The sequence below is a fragment of the Rhizobium sp. BK661 genome (assembly GCF_024808825.1).
In the GTDB taxonomy this organism is placed as follows: Bacteria; Pseudomonadota; Alphaproteobacteria; order Rhizobiales; family Rhizobiaceae; genus Rhizobium.
The window spans coordinates 13,312-36,795 of record NZ_JANTYT010000009.1 but is presented as its reverse complement, the minus strand read 5'-3'; the positions used below and the strand labels follow the sequence as shown (position 1 = coordinate 36,795).

Sequence of the window (23,484 nt, the reverse complement as noted above, 5' to 3'; positions counted from 1 at the left end):
ATGGCCCGCCGCTTCGATTGAATGCCTGCGAAAGCTTACTTCGAGATGAGGCAGCTGCCGCCTGCAGCACGGTACTTTTCGCAAATCGCCGCGGCTTCATCCTTCGAGCCGGCCGGAATACGAACGCGGTAGAAAGTTCCCTTGCCTGCGATCTCCGCCTTGCGGATCTCGTAGCTGCGGCCACTGAGCACGCCCGCAAACTTCTTCGAAAGGCTCGCGTAGGATTTCTTCGCCTCTTCTTCGGAAGGAAGCGATGCGATCTGAACCCCGTAACCGCCAGCCGCCGCAGTCGGCTGAACTTGCGTCGCAGCAGGCGAAACAGCGGCAACTTCCTTCGGCTTTGGTGCTGCCGGCGCAGCAGGCGCCTCCGCGGCGGCAGCCTTCGTCTGTTCGGTCTCGACTGGACGCGCTGCCGGAGCCGGAGCGGCGTCGACTGGAGAACTCTTCACCGCCCGGACGGGCGGCTCGACGTTCGCGGGAGTGGCCGCGGCGGCCTTGGCCAAAGCACTTTCCGGAGGAGCCTGAGCCGGCGTCGGCTTGGTTTCTTCAACCGGGGTGGAGCGTATATCAGCGGAAGCGACCTGCGCGGATGCCGGGAAATTCGCAGCTGTGCCACCGGCAGGCTTGGCGCCAGCCGTGATCTTCTGCGTCTGAACCGACGTTGCCTTGGGCAGCGTCGGTGTGGCTTGGGGTGCCGGCTCGTCGCGGGCCACCAGAGTACCGTCCGGACGGACGATCATCGTGCGGACCTTACGGGCGGAAACAGACGGCGCCTGGTTCGCGCTGTCAGCCTCGTCGGCAACGGCCGTATCCTGGCTCGGCAGCAGGCGCGGATCCTGAGTGTCGCCAACCGGCGTCGCCATGGGCGGTGTCGCGACGTCGCTGTCATTGTCCTCCGGCAGCGTTTCTGGCGTCAGGGTGCGCTGGACAACGTCCACCGGCTGCTCGTTGCTTGATACCAAGGCCTTCTGCTTCGGCTCTTCTGCAGCCGCGCCGCCAACGCTGTCGTAAACAGCCTTGTCCTGGTTCGGCACGGTCTTGCCACCCGGATTTTCGGGAACAACCTTCACAGGGTCCTTCTCAGCGGTAATTACGCGCGGTTCGCCGGAGGCGATGCCGAGCCGGCCGTTGCCGGCCAGGAAGGTGTAGCCTGCATAGGCAACGCTGCCGAAGACGACAATCGCTGCAGCTGCAGCCAGCATCCGCTTCATGGAGCGTGCCCGGCTCATGTCCTCGGCTTCGCTTGCCGACTGGATCTGAACCTGAGAAACATTTTCGCGGCGCTGTACCGGCTCGTTGACGCTGCGACGGAAATCTTCTTCCAGAGCACGTTCGAACTCGTCCAAGTTTTGCAACGGAGCTTGTTTGGCGATAGGCGCGGCTGGTGCTGCGGTTGGCGCAACGGAGATCGGAGCTCGGGTCCGCCATTCCTCGACAACTGGCTTCGCGGGCGTTTCCGCTGGCTTTGCAGGAGCAAGCAGATTAGCGATTTCGGCGTCGACGTCGAAATCGAAGTCGGAGGTCGTTACGACAAGTTCCGGCTGCTCAACCGGCGGCAGCACCGGCACATGCATTTCTTCGACCGCTTCCGGATGATATTCGGCATCCGAAATCATCGACGGATCGAATGGAAGGTCGTCTCCAGCATCTGCTGAGAACGCAGGCGTAGCGGTCGTGTTGGTGGCGGGCGCCATCTCCACCGGTGCTTGGCGGATCGGACCAGCGACGGCCGCAGCGGGCTGCGCCGCCTGGAAGACGGGCATTGGCGCGACCGGTCTAGCTGCCTCGACATGCGGCGTCTTCACTGTGGCTAGCTCAGGCGTCTGCACTCTCGCCGGTTCAATCGCCTGTGGCTGCGGTTGCGGCTTTGCAGGCTCGGCAAAGTCAAAGTCCGCCAGCTCGAGCTCGATGCCTTCAAGATCGAGTTCGAAGTCGTGGCCAGCGAAAGGATCATCGCCCTCCGGTTCGGCCTTGGCGGAGGGAACGGCCAACGGTTGCTCGACCGGCTTCGGCATCGGGGCAACGATGGGCGCTGCGACACGAACCGGTTCTGCAGCGCGCGATAGCTCCGCAGCATCGGCTGCAGGCGCGGCCTGACGCTCGGGAACAGGGTAGTGCGAAACATCGGCAAGGAGATCGTCGATATCGAAATTGATATCGTCGATCTCCGTTGGCAGGGCTTCCGTCAGCGCCGCATCGGCCTGAACGTCACCATCCTTCGCGGCAGCGGCCAGATCGAAGGCGCTGTGATCGATGAGAGGGTCGACCACGGGCGAGTCTTGAAACACCTCAAGTTCTTCGTGAAGAACCTCAGGCTCTTCATGCCGATCGATTTCGGCGGGGAAGCCTGCGGCAACGGGCGCCTCAAAGACAGCGACGTGTTCGGAAGCAGCGGTAGTCGACTCAGGCACGGAAATGTCCCGCTGGACGACAGGCGCAGCAACAGGAACAACTGCCGGAACTGAGAGCTCGTCGCGGCGTGCCGGATGGAAATTGGCGATCGGAAGCCGGATGCTGGCGGCAGACCACTGGGGAGCCTTGGCAGGCGCCGTCGGTGGGACCGGCGCAGTACCGATCGACATCTCGAGTTCTTCGATCAGATCACGGGCCCCACCAGATACCGGCTCACCGTCACGGACGGCGTTCGACGCCCAAGCGGCAGGCGTAAGGTTGGACGCCACTTCCTGCTGTTGAGAAACCACCGGCTCAATGGCAACTTCAGGCTCGACGACAAAGTCGGGCTCAGCCTCGGCAGCCGGCGCGACTTCAGCTTCGCCAATTGGGGCTTCATGCGCAGCCGGTTGCTCGAATACGGGCTCAGGCAAACGATCAAACGAAGCAGCAGACTGAGGCTCCTCGTAGCGATCGAACTCGCGCAACAACTCATCTTCGAGATTGAAAGCTGGCTCCTGTCGGGGCGCATCCTCAACAGTATTCGCCGCTACCCGTGGTTCGAAACCAACGATGCGGGCAAGTTCCGCCAAAGGATCATCGTCAGCAAAGAGGTCCGTATTCTTACGCGTGTCATACGCCCGCTGTTTGTCTGCCATACTCATCCCACTCGCACTTGCTAAGGTTTATGCCAGAGCATTGTGGGTAAATGGTGACGCTACCGCATCTCATCCGGCGCAGCGGTACCCGCAATGGCAAGTCCCGACTTCAAAACCGACGCAACGGCGTACACCAGCCCTAATCTGGCTATACTCGATTCTCGGTTCTTATCGTTAATAAATCGTAAGTCTACTTGATCCTTACCTTTATTCCAGTGCGCATGGAAAGAACTTGCCAGATCGTAGAGGTAAAATACGACGCGGTGAGGCTCCTGAGACTGCGCCGCAGACTCGACCAAGCGTGGAAACTCGGCCGCCTTCGCAACCAGCTGCAATTCAGCGGGATCCGAGATTCCTGCAACCGCCTTCGCAAGGTCGGCGGGGCTGACGTCGAGGTCAGGAAACGCCTCCTTTGCCTGCCGAAAAACAGACATGCAGCGCGCATGCGCATACTGCACGTAGAACACCGGATTGTCCTTCGACTGCTCTGTTACCTTCGCGAAATCGAAGTCCAACGGCTCCGAACTCTTGCGATAAAGCATCATGAAGCGCACCGAATCGCGGCCGACTTCCTCGACAACTTCGCGCAGCGTCACGAAGTCGCCCGAGCGCTTCGACATCTTCACCGGCTCACCATTGCGGAACAGCTTTACAAGCTGGCAAAGAAGAACCGTCAGCTTCGCCTTACCTTCGGAAACGCCCCGAGCGACCGCCTCCAGACGTTTGACGTAGCCGCCGTGGTCAGCACCAAGAACATAGATCATCTCGTTGAAATTACGATCGAACTTGTTCTTGAAGTAAGCAACGTCGGCAGCAAAATAGGTGTAGGAGCCGTCCGACTTGATCAGCGGCCGATCCATATCGTCACCGACCTCAGTGGAGCGGAACAGCGTCTGCTCGCGGTCTTCCCAATCCTCGGGCAACTGGCCCTTCGGCGGCGGCAGCGTACCCTTGTAGACATGTCCCTTGAAGGTCAGGTCGTTGATAGCCGTGCGGATCGCAGCCGCGCCGTTCGCATGCAGTGTGCGCTCCGAGAAGAACACGTCGTGATGCACGTTCAATGCATCGAGATCCTCGCGGATCATCGCCATCATCGCATCGATGGTGCGATCTTTCACCAGCGGCATCCACTGGTCTTCCGGCATGTTGTGCAGCTTCACGCCATAGTCACGGGCCAGTGACTGGCCGACCGGAACGAGATAGTCGCCCGGATAAAGTCCGGGCGGAATCTCTCCGATCTTCTCGCCGAGTGCTTCGCGGTAACGCAGGAACACGGAGCGCGCCAGCACGTCGATCTGCGAGCCCGCATCGTTGATGTAGTATTCCTTGACGACGTCGAAGCCGGCGAAGGAAAGCAAGTTGGCCAGCGCGTCGCCGACGACAGCGCCGCGGCAGTGGCCGACGTGCATGGGCCCGGTCGGATTTGCGGAGACATACTCGACGTTGACGCGTTTGTCGGCGCCGATCATGGAGCGGCCGTAGTCGGTACCGGCCTCGATCATCGAGGCGAGCAGGCGCTGCCAGTAGCCAACGGAAAGCCTGATATTGATGAAGCCTGGGCCTGCGACCGAGACATCAGCGACGTCGGCGTCTTCCTTCAACTTCTCCGTGATGATCTCGGCCAGAGCACGCGGATTGGTTCCAAGCGGCTTTGCCAGCACCATGGCGGCATTGGTCGCAACATCACCGTGGCTTGGGTCGCGTGGCGGTTCGATCGCGATGCGGCCGAAATCCACCTCAGATCGCTTCTCCTTGACCAGATCGATCTGTTCAAGGGCGGTTTTAATCCGGGCGTCGAAATCGGTAAAAAGGTTCATCGCACTCTTCCATGCATAGGCTTTGCCACAAGGCATTTGTCCGGTCCCAGCCGGGCGACCGCTGCCTATCGCAAATCCGGAGTGTGGTCAAACAATCGCCTGTGGGCACTGATCGCGTAAGTGTCGGTCATCCCCGCCAGATAGTCGCCGACATGGCGCGCCCTCGCCGCTTCTGCAAGGCCCGCAATATGATCCACCCAATAGTGGCTCTGCATCTCCTTCGGGTTGGCCATATAGGCTCCGAAGAGATCGGTGACAATCTGCGCCGCGCCGGCGCGAATACGCATGATCTCGGGATGCCGGTAGATGCGCTTAAAAAGCATCGCCTTGATCTGCCGGTCGGTCTCGGACATTTCTTCGGAGAAGGTTGCAATGACGCGACCTGCCTGGCGAATATCCGTTGCGCTCTTCGGCTTGATTTCCGCAAGGCCCTGTTGGGCAACGGAAATGACGTCTTCGACCATGCGCGTGATCTGGCGGCGCATGATCTCGTGGGTAAAGCGGCTAGGCTCCAGGTTCGGATAGCGTTCCCGTACCTCGGTCATCAGACCGGCCAGAAACGGGATCTCCTCCAGCATCTCGAAGGTCAAATAGCCGGAGCGAAGCCCGTCATCGATGTCATGCGTGTTGTAGGCGATGTCGTCGGCGATTGCGGCCACCTGCGCCTCGAGGCTTGCATAGGTGTCCAGTTCCAGGTCGTGAATCTCGCAGTAATCCAGGATGGGCTGCGGAACCGGCCCACGCGTGCCGGCGCCGTCCTTTGTCAGAAGCGGGCCATTGTGCTTGACGAGACCTTCCAGGCTTTCCCAGGTCAGGTTGATGCCATCGAAATCGGCATAGCGGCGCTCCAGCTTGGTGACAATACGCAGCGACTGGGCGTTGTGATCGAAGCCACCGTAGGGCAACAGCGCCTCATGCAGCGCGTCCTCGCCCGTATGGCCGAACGGCGTGTGGCCGAAATCATGGACGAGCGCCACTCCCTCGGCGAGATCCTCGTCCAGCTTCAGGGCCCTGGCAAGAGCGCGGGCCACCTGCGCGACCTCAATCGTGTGCGTCAGCCGTGTACGGTAGTGGTCACCGTCCTGAGCGATGAAGACCTGGGTCTTGTGCTTCAGCCGACGAAATGCCGTCGTATGAACGATGCGGTCGCGGTCGCGCTGAAAATCCGAGCGGGTTGGGCTTAGGTCTTCGGGGTAGAGCCTGCCGCGCGTCGCCCAGGGATCAGCCGCATACGCCGCCCTGTCACCGTTGCCGTAACCCAATGCTTGCCTGTCGATCGTCATTCGTCACCGTTACCGATATGCAGCAGCTCGCCCATTGACGCTGCCTTGCGCTCTTCATACCTATAGAGCACATAAACGGCAAAGCGATGCTTTCTCGGCCGCCTTAGCCAAACTTGCGCTTCTGTGGTATGAATCGTAAGTAGCTTTGAAAACAGTCGCTTGAAACCGGCGGCTAAGAACTATTCTCTCCGGATCTTGACCCCGGCAGGAGCAAACATGACGGACGTAAATGTAACCCTTTCCGAAGCCGCGGCAAAACGAATCGCGGCCATCGTCGGCACGGAGCCCGGCAAGAGCGCCTTGCGCGTCTCCGTGGAAGGTGGCGGCTGTTCAGGCTTTTCCTACAAGTTCGACCTCGCGGACGGCGCCCATGACGACGACGTGGTGGTCGAAAAGAATGACGCGAAGGTGCTGATCGACAGCTTGTCACTGGTCTACATGGCGGGATCTGAGATCGACTTCGTCGATAACCTGCTCGGCCAGTCCTTCCAGATCAAGAACCCGAACGCGGTTGCCAGCTGCGGCTGCGGTACAAGCTTCTCGATCTAGTACCGTATCTCCGCGTATCCACATCGAACCGGCCGAAAGAATCCCTTTCGACCGGTTTCTCGTCTTGTCCGCAATCGAAAGAGCGCGATACAAGGGAGCCGACGAAGCGGAACAGGACATTCCATGAAGATCGCGACCTGGAACATCAACGGCGTCAAGGCGCGCATCGACAACCTGACACAGTGGCTGAAGGACTCCGACCCCGATATCGTCTGCCTGCAGGAGATCAAGACGGTCGACGAGGGTTTTCCGAGGCTCGAGATCGAGGCCATGGGCTATCATGTCGAGACGCATGGCCAAAAGGGCTTCAACGGCGTCGCGATCCTCTCCAAGACCAAGCCCGATGAAGTAAGTCGCGGTCTGCCGGGCGATCCGCTCGACGAGCAAGCTCGCTTCCTGGAAGCCGTCTTCTCGCTGCCGGGCAATCGAGTGGCGCGCGTCTGCTGCCTCTACCTGCCGAATGGCAATCCTGTTGAAACCGAGAAATATTCCTACAAGCTCGCCTGGATGGAGCGGCTGCGGACTTTCGCCGCTGAGCGTCTGGCTTACGAGGAAATCCTGATCCTCGCCGGCGACTACAACGTCATCCCGGAACCGCACGACTGCTTCGATCCGAAGGTTTGGGAAAATGATGCACTGTTCCTGCCGCAGACACGGCAGGCTTTCCGTCGGCTCGAAGGCCTTGGCCTGACGGATGCCGTGCGCGCGACGACCGATGGCGTTCAGCTCTACTCGTTCTGGGACTATCAGGCCGGTGCATGGCAGAAAAACAACGGCATTCGCATCGACCACCTGCTGCTTTCGCCGGAAGCTGCCGATCGCATGACGTCGTCAGCGATTGAAAAGCATGTGCGGGCCTGGGAGAAGCCGTCAGACCACGTGCCTGTTGTGGTCTATTTCGATTTCGCGGCTTTAGCCGAAAACGCGTCGCGATCCCTCCACTCGTAAGGTGTAGGCGAGAACCGTTCGCGGGCTTAGTCGGAGCCGTTGACGGCAATCTTGTGAGAAAGGGCGACGGCCGAGCGGCGGTCGCTTTCGGTCGCGACCGAAAAGGCCTGCTCCTGCAGAGCCTCCATCCAACCACAGTCCTTCGGCTTGCAGCGGTCGAGAGCGGCGGTCATTAGCGCCAGCCCGTTGGCCGCCTGCCCTTCCTGGAAGAGGATGTTGCCAAAGACGGACATGGCGCCCGGATGGCCGCTCTTGCGGGCCTGGTTGAGCCATTTTTTCGCCTGCTGCGCACTGGTGCTGCCACCCTCACCTGCCAACATCATCTGTGCCAGCTGGAACTGTGCCTCGGGCACGCCAAAGGTGGACGCAACCTGGAAGTAGAGTTGACGCGCCTGGTTGAGATCGATTTTCACCGGACTGCCGGGGATCCCATGCTTGTAGTAGTTGGCGAGCGAGAGCAGCGCATTGACGAAGAAGCCGGTATCTTCCGAGCCCGGCTCGACGCCCTGCTGCGCGATTTCGCTGTAGATCTTGAAGGCCTCGAAGTCGTCCTGCGCGACGCCATCGCCGTCGGCATACATGTTGGCGAGTGCCCAGCGCGAACCTGTATGACCTTTTTCAGCCGCGTATTTGTAGGCTTCGACTGCCTCTTCCTTCTGACCGTTCTTGTAGGCCTTGAAACCGAACTTGAAGAGATCGAAGGGGCCGGATTCCTTCGAAACGCCCGACTTGATGTCGAATGCACCTGCAGGCGATGCAATTGCCGCGCAACAGGCAATGGAAAGGCCCATGAGCATTAGTCTGAAAGGTCTGAACTCGGACGTCAGCATTTCACTCGGTTTCTTTCGCTTCCCATCCGGACGGACTTTCGATCCGTGGATGCATTCCTCCCGGCGAGCGATCCCGCGGTGAGCTCAAAGGCCCCTTTGCCCGCGTCGCATCCAGCCTCAGCCCTCCCTCGAGGACCTCAATTCCAAGCGCATCGACACTCTCCGTCCGTAGTCCAGCACGGCTCGCCCGCGATGCGATTTGCCTCACTCCCGCGGCTCGGCCATGTGCCATTCTGCCGTCGAGAAAAAGGTAATCACCAATTGTGACCAAACCTGTATCGTCGTTACCGGAAGCCGATTCCGACGATGCCGATCGGTTCGGCCACGAAAGAAAAGAAAGGGTCGAAAGCGCAACGTCAGAGCGAAACTCCGGGGCGGAATCGCCTTGCGGGAAAAGGAAAATGGCGCCGGCCGCGGCATCTCTGCCGTACGCTTCACCCATCCTGATTGCACCCGCTACAAACTCGCTCATCGTACTCTTTTACGCGCACTTTACGCCTGTCATTTCCTCGCCCGACTATAGCGCTGCGCCTAGTTTGTGGCGGGAAATGGACAATTTCGCCCTGAGATCATCTTACGCAAATGCTGGTAAAAAACTGTTGCTGAATCGTCACAAAATGAGACGCCAAAAGGGCATGCTTAACGAGGCGTACATAAAGAAAAACCCGGCAGTTTTGCCGGGTTCTTCTGAGGTTCGTCTTTGAAACTTAGAATTTCACCTTGATGCTGGTCGAGATGGCAGCGACGAGATCATTGTCGAAGTCGTATGAGACGTCGTTTCCGTATGTGACGCCATCCTGCACCAGCACTCCTGAGGAGCCGCTGGTCAGGACACCGAGTGCGCCAGCAACGCGCCATTCGATGTTCTCAGTCGGGTTATAGGCAGCGCCTGCCCCAACCGTCCAAGTATCGGTCTGCGATCCGTAACCGTGGCTGGTGCCACGATCCCAAGTCAGACTAACAGCGCCGGTCCATTGTTCATTGAACTTGTGACCAATGCCGCCCGAAACGGTCCAGCCGTCCTGATAGAGCAGGTCAAGAGACGTGAGCTGAGTTCCACTGGTCGCCGTACAAGCCCTGCCTTTCGTGGCGACGGGGCAAAGCGGAATCGACTGGAGAACACTCCAGTTGGTCCACTTTACGGAGCCGAATGCCAGCCAATCTGGTGCGATGCCACTCTGAACTTTCAACTCCAGAGAATCCGGCGCTTCAGCCTCACCGAAGACGCTGGTGACGCGCCCGCCAAACCCGGGGACCACCGGCACCTGTGTAAGATCCACAGTGCCACTCAAGCTGTCGTATTTCACTCGGCTGTTGTAGACCAAGCTCGCACGCATCGCATATTCCGGAATTTCGTAGCCGATACCGGCACGCCATCCCCAGCCATTGTCCTCAAGATCGAGCCGTCCAACACCTGTTCCAGTGCCCAATGCTATGGGCAAGGTGCTAACCAGACGCTCCTTGAAGCCTTCTACTTCCTGGTAGAAGGCGCCGCCAATCAGGCGAAGCTGACCGGGACCAACATCGAACTTGTAAGAGCATGTGGTGGCGTAATTGTGCGTCTCGATTTTCGTTTCGATATTGTTGTTGGCGCCGGCCCAATTGACGCCCGGATTCGTATGCGCGCCGAACGGTTCGGAATAGTCGAACAGGCAGTCTACATCTTCGTATCCGGCCTTGAAGCCGATATAAGGCACCGCATAGTTCTCTGTCTCGTCCGCCGAGTGAGACCTTCCATTGAGGTTTCCGCCACCAGTCAGTACTGACGTATTGGTATCCCTTACATTCTTCAGCTCACGCTGCGGCATGACGTAGAGCACGGCCGCCTGTGACGAAAAACGCGACTGATCGAAGAGCAGGTCGATATTGTAGCCGCCGCGATCAAGACCGCCCGCGAAGGACGGCTGCGCCAGCGTTGAAAAGAGGGCAAGCGACAGAACGCCGGCCGATGTCATACGAGATGCCAATGTGTCTCCCCCACTCAGGCAATTGCAATGAGGCCGGACTGTGCAGGCGATGCCGATAAATGGCAACTTTGTGTTCGGGCGCGATTGGAAACTCGGCTAACGGAAGTTTTACGTAACAGATTGACGAGCACGTCAATATTTTCGCAAATTAGAACGAAATTCTACAGATAGTAAAAATACCTACTCACTTAGGGTCGACCATTCCACGATAGCGCCATCCTGTAACAGGGAAACAACAGTCATATTTTTCGCCGTGCGCCCCGATAAAACGTGTGGAATCAACGCCTACGGCTAGCAATTTGGGCAAATCGGGCAGCAAAGTTCGGCGACTCCGATCGACCTAAGAAAAAGGCGCCCGATTCGAAGTCGGGCGCCCCTGAAAATTCTTGCTACCAAGCGTTGATTTTACGACGCCTCGGATACACGTGACAGTGCAACCCGCAGGCTCGCAATCTGACCTTGCAGTTCGTCCAGGCGATCGCGCTCAGCAGCGACGACATCAGGATTGGCGTTGGCAACGAACTTCTGGTTGGAGAGCTTGCCGTTGATGCGCGCAATCTCTCCATCAGCCTTGGCAATTGCCTTCTCTAGGCGCGCTTTTTCAGCCGCCAGGTCGATCAGCGTGCCAAGTGGCAAGCAGATCGTCGCCTCGGCGACAATGATCTGCGCAGCGCCCTTCGGCGCTTCACCGGCCAGCGAGATGCCGTCAACGCGGGCAAGGCGCTTGATCGCAGCATCGTGGCGGATAAGGCGTTCGCGGGTCAGGCTATTGGCGCCGACGACAACCAGCGGCGCAACAGCTGAAGGCGGCACGTTCATTTCCGCACGAACGGAGCGGATGCCGGAAACCAGATCGATCAACCAATTGATCTCATCGGCAGCGGCGTCATCGGCATAGGACGGCGCTGGCCATTCGGCATGGCAGACCAGCGTGTCGCGCTCGATGCCTTCGCCCGCGGTGTGCGCCCAAAGCTCTTCCGTCATGAACGGCATGAAGGGATGCAGGAGCTTGTAGATCTCCTCCAGGATATAGGCGGCGCAAGCCTGCGCTTCCTTCTTGGCGCCTTCGTCCGCACCGTTGAAGACCGGCTTCAGCAGTTCGAGATACCAGTCGCAGACCTGGTTCCAGACGAAGCGATAGAGCGCGCCAGCCGCATCGTTGAAACGGTAGGATTCCAAGGCTTCCGTAACGTCACGTTCCGTGCGGGCAAGCTCCGTCAGAATCCAGCGATTGATCGTCAGTTCGGCCGCTTCGGGCACGAAGTGCGGATCGCTCTTGGCACCGTTCATTTCGGCAAAGCGCGTCGCGTTCCAGAGCTTTGTGCCGAAGTTGCGGTAGCCGGCGATGCGGGCGGGATCGAGCTTCACGTCGCGGCCCTGCGCTGCCATGATCGCAAGCGTGAAGCGCAGCGCGTCGGCACCGTATTCGTCGATCAGTTCCAGCGGATCGATGACGTTGCCCTTGGACTTCGACATCTTCTGGCCGTTCTTATCGCGGACCAGCGCATGGACATAAACGGTGTTGAACGGCTCGACCGGAACGCCGTCATCGTCCTTCATGAAATGAAGGCCCATCATCATCATGCGGGCAACCCAGAAGAAGATGATGTCGAAGCCGGTGACCAGAACGTTGGTCGGATAGTAGCGCTCAAGCTCCGGCGTCTGTTCCGGCCAGCCGAGCGTCGAGAACGGCCACAGCGCAGACGAGAACCAGGTGTCGAGAACGTCTTCGTCGCGCGTCAAGATTTCGCCAGGCTTGAAATTCTCCAGCAGGTCCTCGACGTAGGCCTTCATCGGGCCTTCGTGCGACAGATAGTGCTGGATTGCCGCCTGCAGAGCTTCTTCTTCCGTCTTTTCAACGAAGACCTGACCATCCGGGCCGTACCAGGCCGGGATCTGATGGCCCCACCAGAGCTGACGGGAAACGCACCAGGGCTGAATATTCTCCATCCACTCGTAATAGGTCTTGTCCCAGCTGCGCGGAACGAGTTTGGTGCGACCTTCGCGGACCGAGGCGATTGCCGGTGCGGCGAGCGTCTTGGCGTCGACGTACCATTGCTCCGTCAGGCGCGGTTCGATCGGAACACCGCCACGGTCGCCGTGCGGGACCATGTGCTTGTGCGGCTCGACCTTGTCGAGCAGACCGCCCTCTTCAAAGATGCGGACGATGATCTTGCGGGCATCAAAGCGATCCTTGCCTTCGAGTTCGTCCCAGGCGCCATGCAGTGCCGCGGCGTCAGGAATGCCCTCCAGGAAATCCTCATTATCCTTGAGCATGATCCGTGCGTCGCCGGTGAGCACGTTGACGACACGCAGACCGGTGCGCTTGCCGACATCGAAGTCGTTGAAATCATGCGCCGGCGTCATCTTGACAGCGCCGGTGCCGGCCGTCGGATCCGGATAATCATCGGCGACAATCGGAATACGCCGACCGACGATCGGCAGGATGACGTGCTTGCCGACAAGCGGCCGGTAACGCTCATCCTTCGGATTGACCGCAACGCCGGTGTCCCCAAGCATCGTTTCCGGACGAGTGGTCGCAACGACGATATAGTCGCGGGTTTCCCATTCTGTCGCCTTACCGTCATCATCGAAGGCGATCGGGTGCTGATACGTGACACCAGGCTCCAGCGGATAACGGAAGTACCAGAGGTTTCCGTTGACCTCGTGTTGCTCGACCTCGATGTCGGAGATCGCCGTCAGGAGCTTCGGATCCCAGTTGACGAGACGCTTGTCGCGATAGATTAGGCCTTCCTTGTAAAGGGTTACAAAGACTTCAAGAACGGCGGCCGAAAGCCCCTCATCCATGGTGAAGCGCTCGCGGGACCAATCACAGGAGGCGCCGAGGCGCTTCAACTGGTTGAAGATAAGGCCGCCGGATTCCGCCTTCCATTCCCAAACCTTGTCGATGAAGGCTTCGCGCCCCATGTCGCGGCGGCCCGGCAGTTGCTGTTCCATCAGCTTGCGCTCGACAACCATCTGGGTGGCGATGCCGGCATGGTCCATGCCCGGCTGCCAGAGCACGTCCTTGCCGCGCATGCGCTCGAAGCGGACCATGATGTCCTGCAGCGTATTGTTCAGCGCATGGCCCATGTGCAGCGATCCCGTCACGTTGGGCGGCGGGATCACGATGGTAAAGGACTTGGCGCCCGACTTGGCGTTGGCGCCCGCGCGGAAGGCGTCCGCCTCATCCCATTTCGCAGCGATTTTCGGTTCAACGGCAGCGGAATCGTAGGTCTTGTCGAGCATTTGGGGACCAAAATCTGGAGGTTCTTTGATGCGGGTTGTAAATAGGATGGCTTCGGGCAAGTCAATAAAAAAGCCGCCCCGGAGACCGGAGCGGCTTTTTGGGAAAAGGCGTTTCCGATCAGCGGCGCGGGCCGCGCGCCACGCGTTCGATCTCTTCACGCACGAGACGCTCAACCAGGGTCGGCAGATTGTCATCCAGCCACTCGCGCAGCATCGGGCGCAGCATGTCTTCGGCGATCTCATCGAGAGAACGCCGCTCGGCGCCATCGATGGCGGCAGCCAACTCTTCAAAGGAACGGGCGATTTGCAGTCCCGCGTCGTGCGAGAGCAATGCCGGCTGCTGCTCTTGCTCAGCGAGGTTCTGGATTGCTTCTTCCACGGCCGGTTCAACGACCGCGGGAACGAATACCTCGGGCACCTGGACCAGCGCCGGTAACGGCTCCATAGCCACTGGAGCCAGTTCGAAGGGGATTTCTACGGGCGGACGAACCGCGACGACCTTCGGCGCCGGCGCCGAGATAGGAGCAGTCACGGCCGCCTCGGAGTGTGCAGCAACTGGCGCAGAACCGGGCGCCTCGCGAGTAGCTTCCGGCGCTTCCATGCTCAGTTCCGCGCTCCTTGCTTCGGCTTGCCGCAAGGCTGGCGGCACGTCGCGCAACTGGGCAGTGTTGCGCTCCGACGCCGCGCGGACCCGCGCGGCGACATCGGCCAGCGACATGGCACGCGGCTGCGCTTCCGGCACGGGAGCCGAGCCTGCCGAATTGGCCGCAACGAAGCGTGGGTCAGACTGAGCAGCCGCTTCAGGGAATTCCACGCCAGCGTAGGCCTCGTCCACCGTCAAATGGATGTCCGAATCGCGAGCATCCTCATCAACGCCGTAAGCCGCCGGCAGCGATGCCGATAGCGCCCTGCCCGCGCCTGGGTCATTGCTCTCGATGATCTGGCGGATCGACGCCAGTATCTCTTCCATCGACGGTTCACGCGCTACGCTTGGCTGAGCCATATCTATCCCCGTTATTCCGAAAAACGACCGGATTGCGTGGAGTGGGCATCCGAATCACCCAGAGCTTAGGATAGCCGAGGATTGAAAAAAATCATCGCGAATCAAATGAATGATGCCATGCACAGCTTTTCTGACGCGGTTAGATTCTATCGCGGGAAACAAAACGGGCGCCTGAGGCGCCCGTCGAAAATCAATCATCGCAGCGTGGTTCAGAATACAAATTCGCGCGCCTTGGCGAAACCGGGAAGCGGCTTGACCGAAGCGTTGAAGTAGACGTTTTCGGAAATTGTGCCGCGCTCGCTCACGAAGACCTTGGCGCGTGCCGACCCGCCGTAGCCTTGAACGGTGACCAAACGCCCGCCGTCGCGGAGCTGCGACAGCAAGGAGGACGGAACTTCCTCGACCGAACCGCTGATAAAGATCAGGTCATAGGGAGCGCCCGACGGATTACCGGCATTGAGTGAACCGGCGACGATCGAAACGTTTGGGTAGCTCGCAAGATTGGTCTTGGCTTCCGCCGCCAGCGTTTCGTCCTCTTCTACCGCGACCACCGTGCCGGCAATCTGTGAAAAGAGGGCCGACACGTAGCCACTACCGGCGCCGATCTCGAGGACGACGTCATCCTTGGTAACCGCGGCGAGCTGCAGCAGCTTTGCAAGCGGCGACGGCTGCATGAGATAGCGTGCGGGCTTGCCCGCCGCTGCAGGACAGATTTCGACATCCCGATCGATATAGGCAAGCGGCTTTGCCTTCTCGGGAACAAAGGCCTCGCGCGGGACGGTGAGAAACGCCGTCAGCACGGAATGCGAGGTGACGTCCGTCGTGCGGAGCTGGTTGTCGACCATGTTTGCGCGTGCTGATTCAAAATTCATGTTGTCCTCTCGCCCGATAGAAGCGGCTTTGTCTGCACGTCTCTTAATCTCAGCACACTGGCCTTTCAAGGCTTCGCGAATGCGCATGACAAGAATTCGGGATGGCGCCGCTGCCCGCTGGCGCTCTTCGCAATCCTTCATGGAACAAACGCGCGCCCTGTGATATTATTGCAACCGGAGGAATAGAGGAGGAGCAGGCAATGCCTAACATCATCGAATATCTTTCGTTGTTCGACTTCTTCATCATCATCACGCTGGTCGGCATCTTTTGCTGCGGGCTTTTCGATCGTGAAACGAGCTGACTGACTTCAGGCTATTGTCAGTTTTTCGCCGGATAGTGTCGGTCCCTTGGGATTCGACGGACCGGACATGGCAATTAGACCAATTCTGCTGGGCAGCTTTTTCATTTGTGCGCTGCTCGGGATCATACTCCTCATTCCCTTTGTGAGAGGCGGCGCCCCGAATGTCGCGACAAACGGTGTGTCCCCGATGCCGTCGTTGCAGCGGATCAACTGAACTCGACGGCTCCAGCTTTGCCGGTGCCGCGATAGCCGGCAAGCTCTTTGGTGGCCGTCCCGGCCATTCGCGATGAGGTTCTTTTTAAGCAAGAACAAAGGACGAAACATACCTTTAAGCACCGGTTTCGATCATCAGACGAGACCTGTAGCGTGTCTGTGCCGATCTTGGAGCCTCCCCAGCCCCTCCCAGATCGGCAACCCGGCCGGGGCTTAAGACGGTCGCGGCCGGGGCCACTCGCCCCCGGAAAAGCTATTGCAGCTTGGTCTCTTCTTCCGTGTCGACCAGAATGCCGTGCCGTAAAGCCTCTTCCTTTGCCTCCTTCAGGGCCTCGTCGATCAGCATGACAAGCATTTCCGCATGTCGTTCGCGCTCCGCCATTTCTCGCGCCACGCTCAGGGCAAAGATCAGTTGCGGCATTTGGGTCGCCGGCATCGGAGGTGCTCCTAAGAACTCGCAATGAAAGATAGCGCCCTATCGAAAATTCGACAATCCGGTGATTTGCCTTGATAAACATGCACCAACGCTAGTGCCGTATGGATTGTCACTATAGGAATGGAAGAAACGCCAGCGGGCTTCGCCACCATGGACGGAAGGAGAGCGATCTCCCGCCTATATCGCCGAAGCTCATTAGAATAGTGAAACGAGGCGCCCGGAGAGGGTCGGCCACTGCGGCGACCCCCTCCAGCTTTGCCGGGACTGAAAACTACCCCCGCCCTGTCTGCCGCCGCGGCGGAATGGAGCCAATAGAGGGGGTCCGATGCCCTCAAAGCCCACCGTCCGTGGCAGACCAGCAAGAGAAACAATAGCGCCCTCGCAACGGTTATCCTAGACGGACCTAGGTCCTACTTCGATTGGAGTAAGCGAGGATAATTGCACGCTTGCAAACCGCATTCTTGCGCCGTTGAAGCCAGTAAAGATCACGTGACAGAATCGGGTCGCGGCGAACTGAGGGAGGCGTCAAACCCGCTGGCGAGAAGAGGGCCGAGGCATTACACTACGATCTGGCGGAACGCAGTCGAGTGCCGCTTCGTGGGACCGCATCGATGAGGAGGCGCAGGATGATCCGGACAATAGCAGCGATCGGTGCGATGGCAGCGCTTGTCGCGAGCTGCACGGCCGTTTCGGGCTCCTATCCATCGGAGGGTTACGCGCCTATTCCCGGCAGTATCACTTATGGCGGCCAGCCGCGAACGAAGCTGACGAAGGCGCCGATCGGCTCTTCTTTCCCGCATACGTTCACGGATCAGACGGGACGCACGGTCGAGGAAATCTATATCATTCAACCGGATCGAACTCTGCTGATTGCCCAACGGCACTATCGACCATTCTTTGCCTGGGACAGGAACCAATAGCGGGGTTTGGCGACCGCATGTCGCAGATTCGCCTCGCGGACTGAAAAATGATGAAATGGAAGGAAATTTGCCGCGCCTGAAGGCAAGACGCTTTCACTCGCGTCCGCGCCCGTAGCGGCTCTATTACCTTGAAACAGTAGGGAAATTTTGGAGGCCTCGCCCGGAATTGAACCGGGGTACAAGGATTTGCAGTCCTCTGCGTCACCACTCCGCCACGAGGCCTCACGACGCTTCGTCACCGAAGCGTTGGCGGGCATTTAGAATGAATAGAAATCGAGTGCAAGGGGGTTGTTGAAAAACCGACGGGATTTCGGATCGCACAACGTCGGTTTCCGTGGTCACTTTTAGTAAGGCGAATAGCACTGCCGCCGCGGACCGTAATACGGCTGATAGGTGTTGTCATATGCCCGGTAAGACCGGTAGCGGCTGTAACACCAATCGACGTGCGAATTACCCACCGGTCCAGCCTGCGGCTGCGACGCGATCAGACCGCCGATGATTGCACCGGCTGCAAGTCCGCCAATCAGTGCGCCAGCATCGTTGTCATGATGGCGGTAATAGCCATCGTGATAGCGGTTTCCGTAGTACCTATTTCCATAGCCGCCATGGCGGTAACCGCCACAACGATAGATGCTGCAGCGATCGAAGCCGCGGCTGTTTCTCACTCCGGAATCTCCGAAACCACCGCGGCTCTGAGCTGAATGCTCATCGCCGGAGTTCTCTGCAAAAGACGGACCGACGCCAGCCAGGCTTGTCGCAATCGCCAACACCAATACCGCAAGTTTCTTCATTCCAGCACCTTCTCATTTCCGGTATGCTTACGACACTTACGCCTACTTCCATAACGCAGGGCGCGGTCCAAGGTTCCTTGACGCAGGCCGGGCGCCAGTGCCGTCGTTCATTGATTCAAGATTTACGCCTCTTCGTCCACCAGACCGAGAAACGCCGCCGCATCCGGCGTACGAGATGAAGGTCGTGCGACAGCAGGATGAACCCGAGCGGCAGCATCCAGAAGCCGAGAACCGGCAGAAAACCCAGAACGCCGCCAAAGATCAGCAGCACCCCAATCGTCAGTCGGGCAATGCGCGACTGCGGCAACGGGATACTTATGGAGCCCAGAACGAGGCGACCGGTGGTGTGATCAATGCCAAAGCGCTTGGCGGTTCTTTTTCCCGTGGTATCATGTGTTTCAGTCATCGACTGGAGATGGGGTTATACAGAGCAAATACAAGCGGATGTCATTTTTTTGAAAAAACCGCTTGGCAAATCGGGCAAGCATTTGTATTAGGCCACTCACGCCGCGGCAAGCGGTGATCCCTGGTAGCTCAGCGGTAGAGCATTCGACTGTTAATCGACAGGTCGCCGGTTCGAATCCGGCCCGGGGAGCCAGTTTTCTCAGCGATTTGCTGAACTCTTACAAGAGCGGTTCGAGCTTCGAGCCGCTCTTTTCTTTTTCCGAGATCACCCGGGATCTTATCGACGGATGCGCCGCATCAAAGGGAAATAATGGTGCGTGATGCTGGCACCCGACTCCCTCCTACGCAACGCCCGCCAAGGTTTGGCAACTGACAAAAATCCGCGCCTTAGTGGATAAAAACTTCGGAACAACGCTTTTGCCGATGGGTTTTGCCCATGTCACCCAGACGAAAAACGACGACAAAAAGGAAGTTCCTATGCGTAGTCCGATGATAGTGGCGGCAATTTTTGCCGCGGGTCTGGCAACCTCTGCATTTGCCCAATCCAATCCTGATCCAATCGGTCCGACGAACGGCGGCTCGACAAATCCCAGCTCCAGCACCCAGTCGGGAGATTACACAAGCAGCGACAACGGCACTCACCCGATCGCTGTCGCGCCGGTCGATCCGACAACGACGCAGAGCATCACGCCCCAGCCCAAGGCAATGGACTGCCCGGGCATGCCACAGGCAAATTCGGGAGTGGACACGCGAGGTGGCGAGAGCGGTGCATCCATCAGCGACGCCTGCCGCGAATACGACAACTGATCTGACCTACCCTGTTTTCCGAAAGGGCCGGCTTGACCGGCCCTTTCGTTTGCGAGCGCGCGGAAAATTCCGCTTATAGGACTGAGAGATTTCAGATCCAAGCCTGCCGTTGTTCCGTAACAAGCAAAAACACTGGCACTTCACAGGTCTTCGGCCTGCACCCTGGCGGCCAGCGCTTCCTTCCGGCGCACTCCGACCGCCTGGGCGATGGTTCAAATTTGTCACTGGTCAGAGACTTTCGTTTCGGGTTAGACTGCGCCCCATGGGGTGGTGAGCGCTTCAAAGGGCTCTGCGAGTTTTGAAGTGAAGCAGGCTTCCGCGCTGAAAATATAGACGTCCGGTAGGTCGTCTTTGAGCGGAGTCGACGAGAGCGGATGGCGTCCGATCCGACAGATGACCTCCTGTCTGGCCGCCATCCGCCTCGTCGTTGCCTCTAGGTCCAGCTCACTCAGCAGGGTGCGCCACGGCCGGACGTCCGCGCTTCTTTAGCGGCCGTTCGCGCCAGCCAGTAAAGCGATTGACGAGCCAGAAATACAGAGCGTAGGGCAGAAGATTGATGAGCTTCATCATGTAGCTGAAGCGCTTCGGAAAGGTAACCTCGAAACTCTGAGACTTGAGACCCGCCGAAATCTGCTCGGAGGCTTCATCTACCGAGATTAATGACGGGAGGGGATATTCGCTCCCCTTCGTTGCTGGGGTGTCGACGAAACCCGGATTGATGAGCTGTATGCGGATACCCATCTTGTCGAGATCGAACTTCAGGCTCTCCGCCATATTGATCAAGGCGGCTTTCGTTGCGCCGTAAGCGGCGTTCGTCGGCAGGCCGCCATAGCCCGAAACGGACGAAACGATGGCGATTTGGCCCTGCCCCTTTGCCTTCATGTGTCGTACGGCGGGGATAAGGCAGTTCACAACGCCTTGCAGGTTGACCGCGAAACTCTTCTCGAAATCAACGAGCTTCAACTCCTCCGCATGCACAGGCAGATTGACGTCCGCATTGAAGACGGCCAGCGCCAGCGTGCCATGCTCGTATTCGATTGAAGCAAGGACATGCTCCATGTCTTCGGCGTTAGTGACGTCACCGTCGAGTACGATAATGCTGCCGGAAAGGTCTGACGCCTCGGCCTGCAACTCGGCAAGCTTTTCATGATCGCGAGCCGTCACCGCGACCTTGTACCCATCTCCCGCAAGCTTCAGTGCCAGCGCTCGCCCAATTCCAGAACTTGCGCCTGATATCCAAGCTATTCCATGTTCAGGACGAGCAACGAAAGCTTGCATGACATCTCCTCCGGGCCGTTCTTGTGAACGTCAAAAAGGTCCGGGAGCTCCTCGCCATCCCCCGGTTTCAACCCTTTTATCACCCCATTGTGGCTGCTTTCAGCCGATGAGGTCACCAATGAGCTGCCGGAAAGACCCAGTCAGCTTGACCGGAGCGTCAAGAACGATGAACGCGATACAGGGACGCTCCTTTTCGGCAATCGGCCGATGGTCGACGCTCTCGTCGGCAATTGAGATATCGCCAGGTCCGAAACGTCCGCGTGCATCATTGAACGCGCCGTCCAAGATCAAGGTGAGTTCCGTTCCCTTGTGTGTGTGTGCGGGCAGTGCCCGCCCCGGCCTGATCCACATCAGACTCGCCTCGCAGCCGTCGATATCCATGGAGTATTCCTTGAAGCCCGGCAGCTTCGTCTTCCACGGCACCGTATCGACGTCATAGCCGACCAAATTGCGAATCGCTCTCGGGAAGCCCCCACGGGAGGCCTGCAGATCGGTCGGCACATCCTCGGCAGGCGGCGCGGAGGCGAAGATAGCGGCGAGCCGTGCGTCGCGCTCGCTGATCGCAGCCTCCGAAATGTCTTCCAGGGCCTCGCCGCTCAGCGATTCAAGATCTCTCACCAGCCAGCGATGATCGGACTTCATTTCGAGATGCGATTCCACCAATACGCGTGCCGGCTCAGGAAGAGATCCGGCGACATAATGCGCCATCAATGCATCGACGGTGTCGATATGCTCGTGAACCATGAAGGCTTCGGTGGTTTCCGTTTTTGGGGATGCTTTGTCGTAATCCCTACGTTGAAAGTCAACCTTCAGATCACAAGGACGGTGGCGACCCGCTGTACCTCGACTTCTCCAGCCCGAAGGAAAGTCTAATTTTGTCACGGCGCTCAAAGGCATGGAATAGCATTTCTTGCCAACCTAGCCTTGTGAAGGGAAAAGACCGTTCCTAAACTAAGCGTTCAAAAGAGGCAGAGTCCATGACCGTTCATCCCTCCGTTTTAGAGGCAATCGGCAACACCCCCTTGATCAAGCTCAAGGGTGCGTCGGAAGCGACCGGCTGCACCATTCTCGGCAAAGCGGAATTTCTGAATCCCGGCCAGTCGGTGAAGGATCGCGCCGCGCTCTACATTATTCGCGACGCCGAGAAGAAGGGTCTGCTGAAGCCGGGCGGCGTTATCGTCGAGGGAACGGCCGGCAACACCGGCATCGGTTTGACGGTGGTGGCAAAGGCGCTCGGTTACCGAACCGTCATCGTTATCCCGGAGACTCAGAGTCAGGAAAAGAAGGAAGCGCTGAAGTTGCTCGGCGCTGAACTCGTCGAGGTCCCGGCGGTTCCCTACAGGAACCCGAACAACTATGTGAAGGTGTCCGGAAGGCTTGCCGAACAACTGGCCAAGACGGACCCGAACGGCGCGATCTGGGCGAACCAGTTTGACAACGTCGCCAATCGGCAGGCCCATATCGAAACGACGGCTCGCGAAATCTGGAACGACACGAACGGCAAGGTCGATGGCTTCATCTGCTCTGTTGGCTCGGGGGGGACGCTTGCGGGTGTCGCGGCCGGCCTCAAGGCATTTAGCAAGGACGTCAAGATCGGCCTTGCCGATCCCGACGGTGCCGCGCTCTATGAATTCTACAAGAACGGCGAACTAAAATCCGCTGGCTCATCGATCACCGAAGGGATCGGTCAGGGCCGGATCACGGCGAATCTGGAAGGCTTTACGCCCGACTTCGCCTACAGCATCTCGGATGCGGAGGCCCTGCCCTACGTCTTCGATCTCGTCGAACACGAGGGACTGTGCCTCGGCGGATCGACGGCGGTCAACATTGCCGGCGCCGTTCGGCTTGCCAGGGAACTCGGTCCCGGCCACACCATCTTGACGATCCTTGCCGACTACGGCAATCGCTATCAGTCGAAGCTCTTCAATCCCGACTTCCTGACGTCTAAGGGGCTGCCGATTCCCGCGTGGCTCACCAGGGCGCAAGAGATACAAATTCCATACGAACCAGCAGCGTGAGATCCTATGCCCGTCAATGCCCTCTATCGTGACGATTTCTATCTTTCGACATGCGAGGCGGTAGTAACCGCCGTTCACGAAGACGGTGGCATTGAGCTGGATCAAACCTGCTTCTACGCGACTTCAGGGGGCCAGCCGGGCGACACCGGTTTTCTCGAGCGGGCCGACGGCAGCAAAATCGCCCTAGGACAGACGAGGCACGGGGCCACCAAGGATATCGTCATCCACGTGCCGCTTGAAGGTGAGACGCAGCCGGGTCTCGGCGAAAGGCTGGTCCTGCATGTCGACTGGCCGCGCCGCTACAAGCTGATGCGGATGCACACCGCCTGTCACCTGCTTTCGGTCGTCTGTTCATACCCGATCACCGGCGCGGCTGTCGGCGAAGATGAGAGCCGTGTCGACTTCGACATGACCGAGACGATCGACAAGGACGGCGTAACCGAAAAACTGATGGAACTGGTGCGGCAGAACCATCCGGTTTACCTGCAGTGGATCACCGACGAAGAACTTGTGGCCAATCCCGGCATCGTCAAATCCAAGAATGTTCGCCCGCCGATCGGCCTCGGTCGGGTCAGCCTTGTCTGCATCGGCGAAAACTCTGCGATTGACAGTCAGCCCTGCGGCGGCACACATGTGTCCGAAACGCAGGAAGTCGGCCAGATTCACATTGCCAAGATCGAGAAGAAGGGCAAGGAAAACCGCCGCTTCCGTATTCGCTTCGGCGCTCCCGGCGACGAGGCCTGAGT

General features: G+C 58.9%; 21 protein-coding genes and 2 tRNA genes. 9 read left to right on the top strand and 14 right to left on the bottom strand.

Annotated elements, in window-relative coordinates; all coding sequences use genetic code 11:
- Nucleotides 1-35: 35 nt before the first annotated feature.
- From FHX16_RS18700 to FHX16_RS18690, 3 genes are all read right to left on the bottom strand, one after another.
- Nucleotides 36-3,050, bottom strand: a complete 3,015-nt coding sequence (locus FHX16_RS18700) for an SPOR domain-containing protein (protein ID WP_259129651.1) — start codon at nt 3,048-3,050, stop codon at nt 36-38.
- 59 nt (nt 3,051-3,109) lie between these two features.
- A complete protein-coding gene (argS, locus tag FHX16_RS18695) occupies nt 3,110-4,867 on the bottom strand; it encodes an arginine--tRNA ligase (RefSeq protein ID WP_183864135.1) in 1,758 nt (585 codons plus the stop codon).
- Between the two features lie 65 nt (nt 4,868-4,932).
- The gene (locus FHX16_RS18690) at nt 4,933-6,150 is read right to left on the bottom strand and encodes a deoxyguanosinetriphosphate triphosphohydrolase (RefSeq protein ID WP_259129649.1); all 1,218 of its coding nucleotides are present in this window, start codon (nt 6,148-6,150) and stop codon (nt 4,933-4,935) included.
- Between the two features lie 216 nt (nt 6,151-6,366).
- Here FHX16_RS18690 and erpA point away from each other — a divergent pair, with 216 nt between their 5' ends.
- On the top strand, nt 6,367-6,699 hold the full coding sequence (gene erpA, locus FHX16_RS18685) for an iron-sulfur cluster insertion protein ErpA (RefSeq protein ID WP_183756998.1): 333 nt from the start codon (nt 6,367-6,369) through the stop codon (nt 6,697-6,699).
- 123 nt (nt 6,700-6,822) lie between these two features.
- On the top strand, nt 6,823-7,647 hold the full coding sequence (gene xth, locus FHX16_RS18680) for an exodeoxyribonuclease III (RefSeq protein ID WP_259129647.1): 825 nt from the start codon (nt 6,823-6,825) through the stop codon (nt 7,645-7,647).
- Nucleotides 7,648-7,673: 26 nt separating this feature from the next.
- On the opposite strand, the gene exoR is transcribed toward xth, so the two are convergent.
- A complete protein-coding gene (gene exoR, locus FHX16_RS18675) occupies nt 7,674-8,477 on the bottom strand; it encodes an exopolysaccharide production regulator ExoR (protein WP_183757000.1) in 804 nt (267 codons plus the stop codon).
- 263 nt (nt 8,478-8,740) lie between these two features.
- On the opposite strand from exoR, the gene FHX16_RS18670 reads away from it, so the two are divergent.
- Nucleotides 8,741-9,181, top strand: coding sequence for a hypothetical protein (locus FHX16_RS18670; protein WP_259129645.1), 441 nt, complete (start codon nt 8,741-8,743; stop codon nt 9,179-9,181).
- 3 nt (nt 9,182-9,184) lie between these two features.
- On the opposite strand, the gene FHX16_RS18665 is transcribed toward FHX16_RS18670, so the two are convergent.
- The 4 genes from FHX16_RS18665 to FHX16_RS18650 all read right to left on the bottom strand — a co-directional run bounded on the left by FHX16_RS18665 (nt 9,185) and on the right by FHX16_RS18650 (nt 15,568).
- On the bottom strand, nt 9,185-10,444 hold the full coding sequence (locus FHX16_RS18665) for an OmpP1/FadL family transporter (RefSeq protein WP_259129644.1): 1,260 nt from the start codon (nt 10,442-10,444) through the stop codon (nt 9,185-9,187).
- Nucleotides 10,445-10,849: 405 nt separating this feature from the next.
- Nucleotides 10,850-13,693, bottom strand: a complete 2,844-nt coding sequence (locus FHX16_RS18660; RefSeq protein WP_259129642.1) for a valine--tRNA ligase — start codon at nt 13,691-13,693, stop codon at nt 10,850-10,852.
- Nucleotides 13,694-13,811: 118 nt separating this feature from the next.
- Nucleotides 13,812-14,696: a DUF2497 domain-containing protein gene (locus tag FHX16_RS18655; protein WP_183864128.1), complete on the bottom strand. Its 885-nt coding sequence runs from the start codon at nt 14,694-14,696 to the stop codon at nt 13,812-13,814.
- A gap of 209 nt (nt 14,697-14,905) precedes the next feature.
- On the bottom strand, nt 14,906-15,568 hold the full coding sequence (locus FHX16_RS18650; protein WP_183864127.1) for a protein-L-isoaspartate O-methyltransferase: 663 nt from the start codon (nt 15,566-15,568) through the stop codon (nt 14,906-14,908).
- Between the two features lie 101 nt (nt 15,569-15,669).
- Here FHX16_RS18650 and FHX16_RS18645 point away from each other — a divergent pair, with 101 nt between their 5' ends.
- The gene (locus FHX16_RS18645) at nt 15,670-15,870 is read left to right on the top strand and encodes a hypothetical protein (RefSeq protein ID WP_183757035.1); all 201 of its coding nucleotides are present in this window, start codon (nt 15,670-15,672) and stop codon (nt 15,868-15,870) included.
- Between the two features lie 466 nt (nt 15,871-16,336).
- Here FHX16_RS18645 and FHX16_RS18640 read toward each other — a convergent pair whose 3' ends face one another.
- The gene (locus FHX16_RS18640) at nt 16,337-16,519 is read right to left on the bottom strand and encodes a hypothetical protein (RefSeq protein ID WP_114712548.1); all 183 of its coding nucleotides are present in this window, start codon (nt 16,517-16,519) and stop codon (nt 16,337-16,339) included.
- A gap of 626 nt (nt 16,520-17,145) precedes the next feature.
- Here FHX16_RS18640 and FHX16_RS18635 point away from each other — a divergent pair.
- Nucleotides 17,146-17,439, top strand: coding sequence for a hypothetical protein (locus tag FHX16_RS18635; protein ID WP_183757005.1), 294 nt, complete (start codon nt 17,146-17,148; stop codon nt 17,437-17,439).
- A gap of 148 nt (nt 17,440-17,587) precedes the next feature.
- On the opposite strand, the gene FHX16_RS18630 is transcribed toward FHX16_RS18635, so the two are convergent.
- The 3 genes from FHX16_RS18630 to FHX16_RS18620 all read right to left on the bottom strand — a co-directional run bounded on the left by FHX16_RS18630 (nt 17,588) and on the right by FHX16_RS18620 (nt 18,636).
- Nucleotides 17,588-17,661, bottom strand: a tRNA-Cys gene (locus FHX16_RS18630).
- 122 nt (nt 17,662-17,783) lie between these two features.
- Entirely contained in the window at nt 17,784-18,230 is a 447-nt protein-coding gene (locus FHX16_RS18625) for a BA14K family protein (protein ID WP_016553714.1), read from the bottom strand.
- A 115-nt stretch (nt 18,231-18,345) separates the two neighbouring features.
- A complete protein-coding gene (locus FHX16_RS18620) occupies nt 18,346-18,636 on the bottom strand; it encodes a hypothetical protein (protein WP_246712710.1) in 291 nt (96 codons plus the stop codon).
- A 117-nt stretch (nt 18,637-18,753) separates the two neighbouring features.
- Between FHX16_RS18620 and FHX16_RS18615 the strand changes: the two genes are divergently transcribed.
- Together FHX16_RS18615 and FHX16_RS18610 are read left to right on the top strand one after the other, a co-directional pair.
- Nucleotides 18,754-18,828, top strand: a tRNA-Asn gene (locus tag FHX16_RS18615).
- A 284-nt stretch (nt 18,829-19,112) separates the two neighbouring features.
- Nucleotides 19,113-19,442 (top strand): hypothetical protein, encoded by a 330-nt coding sequence (locus FHX16_RS18610; RefSeq protein WP_183864125.1) that lies wholly within the window; start codon nt 19,113-19,115, stop codon nt 19,440-19,442.
- Nucleotides 19,443-19,886: 444 nt separating this feature from the next.
- Here FHX16_RS18610 and FHX16_RS18605 read toward each other — a convergent pair whose 3' ends face one another.
- Nucleotides 19,887-20,720: an SDR family NAD(P)-dependent oxidoreductase gene (locus FHX16_RS18605; RefSeq protein WP_183864124.1), complete on the bottom strand. Its 834-nt coding sequence runs from the start codon at nt 20,718-20,720 to the stop codon at nt 19,887-19,889.
- A 99-nt stretch (nt 20,721-20,819) separates the two neighbouring features.
- Complete coding sequence (locus FHX16_RS18600) at nt 20,820-21,464, bottom strand: ChrR family anti-sigma-E factor (RefSeq protein ID WP_183864123.1); 645 nt, start codon at nt 21,462-21,464, stop codon at nt 20,820-20,822.
- Nucleotides 21,465-21,697: 233 nt separating this feature from the next.
- Between FHX16_RS18600 and FHX16_RS18595 the strand changes: the two genes are divergently transcribed.
- Nucleotides 21,698-22,738, top strand: coding sequence for a cysteine synthase A (locus tag FHX16_RS18595; protein WP_183864122.1), 1,041 nt, complete (start codon nt 21,698-21,700; stop codon nt 22,736-22,738).
- 6 nt (nt 22,739-22,744) lie between these two features.
- Entirely contained in the window at nt 22,745-23,482 is a 738-nt protein-coding gene (locus FHX16_RS18590; RefSeq protein ID WP_183864121.1) for an alanyl-tRNA editing protein, read from the top strand.
- Nucleotides 23,483-23,484 lie beyond the last annotated feature (2 nt).

Coding starts and splice junctions, on each gene's coding strand:
- FHX16_RS18700 (WP_259129651.1), bottom strand. CDS start 3,050: ATGGCAGACAAACAGCGGGCGTATGACACGCGTAAGAATACGGACCTC.
- argS (WP_183864135.1), bottom strand. CDS start 4,867: ATGAACCTTTTTACCGATTTCGACGCCCGGATTAAAACCGCCCTTGAA.
- FHX16_RS18690 (WP_259129649.1), bottom strand. CDS start 6,150: ATGACGATCGACAGGCAAGCATTGGGTTACGGCAACGGTGACAGGGCG.
- erpA (WP_183756998.1), top strand. CDS start 6,367: ATGACGGACGTAAATGTAACCCTTTCCGAAGCCGCGGCAAAACGAATC.
- xth (WP_259129647.1), top strand. CDS start 6,823: ATGAAGATCGCGACCTGGAACATCAACGGCGTCAAGGCGCGCATCGAC.
- exoR (WP_183757000.1), bottom strand. CDS start 8,477: ATGCTGACGTCCGAGTTCAGACCTTTCAGACTAATGCTCATGGGCCTT.
- FHX16_RS18660 (WP_259129642.1), bottom strand. CDS start 13,693: ATGCTCGACAAGACCTACGATTCCGCTGCCGTTGAACCGAAAATCGCT.
- FHX16_RS18655 (WP_183864128.1), bottom strand. CDS start 14,696: ATGGCTCAGCCAAGCGTAGCGCGTGAACCGTCGATGGAAGAGATACTG.
- FHX16_RS18650 (WP_183864127.1), bottom strand. CDS start 15,568: ATGAATTTTGAATCAGCACGCGCAAACATGGTCGACAACCAGCTCCGC.
- FHX16_RS18645 (WP_183757035.1), top strand. CDS start 15,670: ATGGCGCCGCTGCCCGCTGGCGCTCTTCGCAATCCTTCATGGAACAAA.
- FHX16_RS18640 (WP_114712548.1), bottom strand. CDS start 16,519: ATGCCGGCGACCCAAATGCCGCAACTGATCTTTGCCCTGAGCGTGGCG.
- FHX16_RS18635 (WP_183757005.1), top strand. CDS start 17,146: ATGATCCGGACAATAGCAGCGATCGGTGCGATGGCAGCGCTTGTCGCG.
- FHX16_RS18625 (WP_016553714.1), bottom strand. CDS start 18,230: ATGAAGAAACTTGCGGTATTGGTGTTGGCGATTGCGACAAGCCTGGCT.
- FHX16_RS18620 (WP_246712710.1), bottom strand. CDS start 18,636: ATGACTGAAACACATGATACCACGGGAAAAAGAACCGCCAAGCGCTTT.
- FHX16_RS18610 (WP_183864125.1), top strand. CDS start 19,113: ATGCGTAGTCCGATGATAGTGGCGGCAATTTTTGCCGCGGGTCTGGCA.
- FHX16_RS18605 (WP_183864124.1), bottom strand. CDS start 20,720: ATGCAAGCTTTCGTTGCTCGTCCTGAACATGGAATAGCTTGGATATCA.
- FHX16_RS18600 (WP_183864123.1), bottom strand. CDS start 21,464: ATGGTTCACGAGCATATCGACACCGTCGATGCATTGATGGCGCATTAT.
- FHX16_RS18595 (WP_183864122.1), top strand. CDS start 21,698: ATGACCGTTCATCCCTCCGTTTTAGAGGCAATCGGCAACACCCCCTTG.
- FHX16_RS18590 (WP_183864121.1), top strand. CDS start 22,745: ATGCCCGTCAATGCCCTCTATCGTGACGATTTCTATCTTTCGACATGC.